At 73.3% G+C, this 4,714-nt stretch carries 6 protein-coding genes; 4 read left to right on the top strand and 2 right to left on the bottom strand.

Annotation, left to right across the window (positions count from 1 at the left end; genetic code table 11):
- Positions 1 to 47: 47 nt before the first annotated feature.
- Positions 48 to 560: a GNAT family N-acetyltransferase gene (locus ACWEV0_RS35690; protein WP_453153967.1), complete on the bottom strand. Its 513-nt coding sequence runs from the start codon at positions 558 to 560 to the stop codon at positions 48 to 50.
- 60 nt (positions 561 to 620) lie between these two features.
- Between ACWEV0_RS35690 and thpR the strand changes: the two genes are divergently transcribed.
- The 3 genes from thpR to ACWEV0_RS35675 all read left to right on the top strand — a co-directional run bounded on the left by thpR (position 621) and on the right by ACWEV0_RS35675 (position 2,842).
- A complete protein-coding gene (gene thpR / locus ACWEV0_RS35685; protein WP_453153966.1) occupies positions 621 to 1,193 on the top strand; it encodes an RNA 2',3'-cyclic phosphodiesterase in 573 nt (190 codons plus the stop codon).
- A gap of 169 nt (positions 1,194 to 1,362) precedes the next feature.
- Positions 1,363 to 2,352, top strand: coding sequence for an aldo/keto reductase (locus tag ACWEV0_RS35680; RefSeq protein ID WP_453153965.1), 990 nt, complete (start codon positions 1,363 to 1,365; stop codon positions 2,350 to 2,352).
- An 88-nt stretch (positions 2,353 to 2,440) separates the two neighbouring features.
- Positions 2,441 to 2,842, top strand: coding sequence for a RidA family protein (locus ACWEV0_RS35675; protein WP_453153964.1), 402 nt, complete (start codon positions 2,441 to 2,443; stop codon positions 2,840 to 2,842).
- Here the strand turns inward: ACWEV0_RS35675 and ACWEV0_RS35670 are convergent.
- Positions 2,836 to 3,522, bottom strand: a complete 687-nt coding sequence (locus ACWEV0_RS35670; protein ID WP_453153963.1) for a GDSL-type esterase/lipase family protein — start codon at positions 3,520 to 3,522, stop codon at positions 2,836 to 2,838. The two genes, ACWEV0_RS35675 and ACWEV0_RS35670, sit on opposite strands and share 7 nt — an antisense overlap.
- Positions 3,523 to 3,622: 100 nt before the next feature.
- Between ACWEV0_RS35670 and ACWEV0_RS35665 the strand changes: the two genes are divergently transcribed.
- A complete protein-coding gene (locus ACWEV0_RS35665) occupies positions 3,623 to 4,642 on the top strand; it encodes a WD40 repeat domain-containing protein (RefSeq protein WP_453153962.1) in 1,020 nt (339 codons plus the stop codon).
- Positions 4,643 to 4,714 lie beyond the last annotated feature (72 nt).

The following is a 4,714-nucleotide window of genomic DNA, read 5'->3' as shown; positions in this document are numbered from 1 at the left end:
GCGACGGACGTCGCCGTCCGTCGCGGGGCCCCGGCCGGGAGCCCGTCTCACACCCGCCGCTCCAGCACCTGCCCCGGCCACTCGCCCACCACGAACGCCTCCGTCCGGGTGAACCCCTGCCGCTCGTAGTACGCCACGAGCCGCCCCTCGCTCCCCGCGAAGCAGTCCACCCGCAGCAGCGACACGCCCGCCTGCCGCGTCACCTCCGCCGCGTGCGCGAGCAGCGCCGCGCCCACCCCGTACCCGTGGAAGCGCCCGTCGGTGGCGAGGAAGCGCACGTAGCGCTCCGGCTCGTCCGCCGCGGCCACGTACCCGCCAGGGTGCGGCGTGAGGGTGAGCGTGCCGACCGGGACGCCGTCGAGCTCGGCGATCCAGGGGTCGCCCTCCGCCGCCAGCTGCTCGATCGTCTCCACCGTCTTCGGCCGCGAGCTGAACTGCTCCGTGCCCCACTGCGCGGTGATGCCCCGCTCGTTCAGCCAGACCACCGCGCTGTCGAATATCGCGAGCATCGCGGGGACGTCGGCCGTGCCGCCCTGCCTGATCCTGATCCCGTTGTCCATCCGGCAGAGGCTAGTGCCGCCCGGCGCCCGTCGGGCCCCGGCGCCTGCCACACTCGCCTCATGAGGCTTTTCGCCGCCGTCGTCCCGCCGCCCGCGCAGCTCGCCGAGCTCGCCCGCGAGGTCGACCGCCTCGCCCACCTGCCCCACGCGGACCGCCTGCGCTGGACCCCGCGTCCCGGCTGGCACTTCACGCTCGCGTTCATGGGCGAGGTCGACGAGGAGCTGCTGCCGGACCTGCGGGCCCGGCTCGGCCGGGCCGCGCACCGCACCGCGCCGTTCCCGCTGCGGCTGCACGGCGGAGGGCACTTCGGGCGGGCCGTGCTGTGGACGGGCGCGGCGGGCGAGCTGGACGAGATGCGCCTGCTCGCCGAACGCGCCGACGCCGCCGCCCGCCGCGCCGGCGTCCCGATGGACGAGCACCGCCGCTACCAGGCCCACCTCACCGTCGCCCGCAGCCGCGCCACCGATGTCGACCTGCGCCCCTTCGTCGCCGCCATGGCCGACTTCGAGGGCACCCGCTGGCAGGTCGAGGAGCTGGCCCTGATCCGCAGCAACCTCCCGGGCGGCGGCACACCGGGCGCCCAGCCGCGCTACGAGACGGTCGCCGCGTGGCCGCTCGGCGCGCCGGGTTAACCTCGTCAGGTGGACCCGAAAACCCGTAACCGGATCATGGCCGGTGTGCTTGTGCTGATGTTCGCGATCGTGGCGGTGGCGTCGGTGGTCGGCCAATAGCCCTGGGCAACCCCGGGCCCTGAAACCGACGCTTGCTTCGAGCCCACTCGAAGGCGTTGGCTTGGTGCGCATGGAGTACACGCAGCTCGGACGCACGGGACTCAAGGTCAGCCGACTCGTCCTCGGCACGATGAACTTCGGCCCGCAGACGGACGAATCGACCAGTCACGCCATCATGGACGCCGCCCTCGACGCGGGCCTCAACTACTTCGACACGGCCAACGTCTACGGCTGGGGCGAGGAGAAGGGCCGCACCGAGGAGATCATCGGCTCGTGGTTCGCCAAGGACCCGGCCCACCGCGACAAAGTGGTCCTGGCCACCAAGGTGTACGGGAACATGGGCGCCGACGGGCCCGCCTGGCCCAACCACGACAAGCTCTCCGCGGTGAACATCCGCCGGGCCGTGGACGCCAGCCTGAAGCGGCTCGGCACGGACTACATCGACGTCTACCAGTTCCATCACGTCGACCGCCTGACCCCCTTCGAGGAGATCTGGCAGGCGATCGACGTACTGATCCAGCAGGGCAAGATCCTCTACGCCGGCTCGTCCAACTTCCCCGGCTACAAGATCGCCCAGGCCAACGAGGCCGCCGCCCGCCGCGGGGCGGTCGGCCTGGTCAGCGAGCAGTGCCTCTACAACCTCTACGAGCGGCGCGCCGAGATGGAGGTGATCCCGGCCGCCCAGGAGTACGGCCTCGGGGTCATCCCCTGGTCCCCGCTGCACGGCGGCGTCCTCGGCGGCGTCATCCGCAAGGAGGTCCAGGGCGGCCGTCGCGCCTCCGGCCGGGCCGCCGACCTGCTCGCCGACCCGGCGCAGCGCGCCCGCATCCAGGCGTACGAGGACCTGCTCGACAAGCACGGCCTGGACCCGGCCGAGACGGCCCTCGCCTGGCTGCTCACCCGCCCGGGCGTCACGGGTCCGATCGTCGGCCCGCGCACCCCGGAGCAGCTCCAGGGCGCCCTGCGCGCGCTCGACGTCGAGCTGGGCGAGGAGCTCCTCGCCTCCCTCGACGAGATCTTCCCCGGTCCGGGCCCGTCCCCGGAGGCGTTCGCCTGGTGACCGTCCGGGTGACCGGGCGTCGTGCGGGTCGCCGGTGCGCTGGGCCGCGCGCCGTGGCCCGCACCGCCCGGCAGGCGATCATGGGCGCATGAACAGCACCAGGAAGAACATCGGTTCGGGATCGCCGCTGGAGCCGGAGATCGGTTTCTCCCGCGCCGTCCGCAAGGGCGCGCACGTCGCCGTAGCCGGCACCGCGCCCATCGCGGACGACGGGACCACCGCCGGCGTCGGCGACGTCCACGCCCAGACCGTCCGCTGCATCGACATCGCCGAGACCGCGCTCAGGGCCGCCGGCGCCTCGCTCGACGACGTCGTGCGCACCCGGATCATGCTCACCGACATCACCACCTGGAAGGAGGCGGCCAAGGCCCACGGCGAGCGCTTCGCCGGCATCCGCCCGGTGACCACGTTCGTCGAGGTGTCCCGCTTCATCGACCCCGACTGGCTGGTGGAGATCGAGGTCGATGCGGTGACCGACGCAGGTCAGTAGCGGTACGGGCCGCCGAGCCCCCACGCCTGGTGCATGGCGTCCGCGAACGCGGCCGCCAGCTTGTGTTCGCCCGTCGGGCCCGGGTGCGTGCCGTCGTAGGTGTCCGCGTGGATGTCGTACGACTCCGGCACCGTCGCGAGCAGCAGCGGCGAGGCGGCCGTGTCCAGGTCGGCGACCGTCTTCGCGAGCAGTTCGTTGAAGCGGGCGCACTCGGCGGCGAAGGGGGCGTCGTACTCGGCGCGGACGTTCGGGATGACGGGCAGCAGCACCGCCCGCACCCGCGGGTTCGCGGCGCGTGCGGCGGCCAGGAAGGCGCGGACGTTCTCGGTGGTCTGGTCGCTGTTGGTGTAGAAGCCGAGGTCGATCAGGCCCAGCGAGATCAGCAGCACGTCGGCGCCGGCCGCCGTCACCGCGTCCCCGACGAGCGGTGCCATGTGCAGCCAGCCCTCGCCCCAGCCGGCCAGATGACGGCGGGCGGCGGCCGGGAAGCCGGGGTCGGCGTACGCGTCCGAGGTCGCGGCGTCTTCGGCCGGCTCGTACAGCGTGGTGCGCGGCCCCACGATCTCGTACCCGCCGGGGCCGGGCAGCACGGCCGCCAGGTGCCGCCACATCCGGTAGCGCCAGGTGAAGTCGCCGGCGCGTCCGATGGTCATGCTGTCGCCGACGAACAGAAAACGCATGGTCGACATCATCACCGACGATCATCGGCGCCGGACCGCGGCGGCGACGTGATCCCGGACACCAGGGGCCGACCGCCGCGCGCGTGGCAGGCTTGCTGCCATGCGATCTGCCGTGCTGCGCGTCCTCGGTGCCACCGCCGCCCTCGTCCTCGTCATGGCCGCGCCGGTGGCCGCGGCGGCCGACGGAGACGGCCCGGACCGGGACTTCACCATCGAGGACCCGCGGATCACCGAGTCCAGCGGCCTCGCCGCCAGCCACGCGCACCCCGGCGTCTACTGGACGCACAACGACCAGGACGCGCCCCTGATCTACGGCGTCGACTCCCGTACGGGACGCACCGTCGCGACCCTCACCATGAAGGGCGTCGGCACCCCGCGCGACATGGAGGGCATCTCCGTCGGCCCGGACGGCGACATCTACGTCGGCGACATCGGCGACAACCTCGACGGCTCCTGGGACCACGTCTGGATCTACCGCTTCCCCGAGCCGAAGGAGCTCCGCGACCAGACCGTCCAGGCCACCCAGTACGACGTGAAGTACGCCGACGGGGCCCGCAACGCCGAGGCCCTGATGGTCCATCCGAAGACCGGCCGGGTCTACATCGCCAGCAAGAACCAGAAGGGCGGCGGCCTCTACGAGGGCCCGGAGCGGCTCTCCGCCTCCCGGACGAACGTCTTCCGCCGCGTCGACGAGGTGCCGTGGGTGACCGACGGCGCCTTCTCCCCGGACGGCGACCGGCTCGTCCTGCGCGGCTACTTCGCGGCCGAGGAGTACGCCTGGAAGAACGGCCGCCTCGCCGACGCCGGCACCGCCGTCGCCGCGCCCTTCCAGGGCCAGGCGGAGTCCGTGACGTACACGACGGACGGCTCGGCCTTCATGTTCGGCTCCGAGGGGAAGAACAGCAGGGTGATCCGCGTCGACCGGCAGGGCGTGACCCCGTCGCCCGACACCACGAGCCCCGGACCGGGCGCCCCGGAACACCCCGGCGCCGGCACCGGCTCGGCCGCCACCGGGGGAGGGGGCGGCCAGGGCCAGGGCAACGCCACACTGGGCTTCGTCGTCCTGGGGGTGGCGGCCGTCGTGGTCGTCGGCCTCAGGCGGATGTTCCGCCGAAGCTGAAGGGCCCGGCCGCGGACAGAACGTCCGGGGGCGGGCCCTCGCGGGTGGGGGGGGGGGCGGCAGCGGGCCGGT

The organism is Streptomyces sp. NPDC003943 (assembly GCF_053605265.1).
Note: the sequence above shows the minus strand (reverse complement) of the source record. Positions and strands in the feature narration are given on the sequence as shown.

What these genes read in the sequence shown, in the direction of transcription:
- ACWEV0_RS35665 (WP_453153962.1), top strand. Translation starts at nt 3,623, where the DNA reads ATGCGATCTGCCGTGCTGCGCGTCCTCGGTGCCACCGCCGCCCTCGTC.
- ACWEV0_RS35690 (WP_453153967.1), bottom strand. Translation starts at nt 560, where the DNA reads ATGGACAACGGGATCAGGATCAGGCAGGGCGGCACGGCCGACGTCCCC.
- ACWEV0_RS35675 (WP_453153964.1), top strand. Translation starts at nt 2,441, where the DNA reads ATGAACAGCACCAGGAAGAACATCGGTTCGGGATCGCCGCTGGAGCCG.
- ACWEV0_RS35670 (WP_453153963.1), bottom strand. Translation starts at nt 3,522, where the DNA reads ATGCGTTTTCTGTTCGTCGGCGACAGCATGACCATCGGACGCGCCGGC.
- thpR (WP_453153966.1), top strand. Translation starts at nt 621, where the DNA reads ATGAGGCTTTTCGCCGCCGTCGTCCCGCCGCCCGCGCAGCTCGCCGAG.
- ACWEV0_RS35680 (WP_453153965.1), top strand. Translation starts at nt 1,363, where the DNA reads ATGGAGTACACGCAGCTCGGACGCACGGGACTCAAGGTCAGCCGACTC.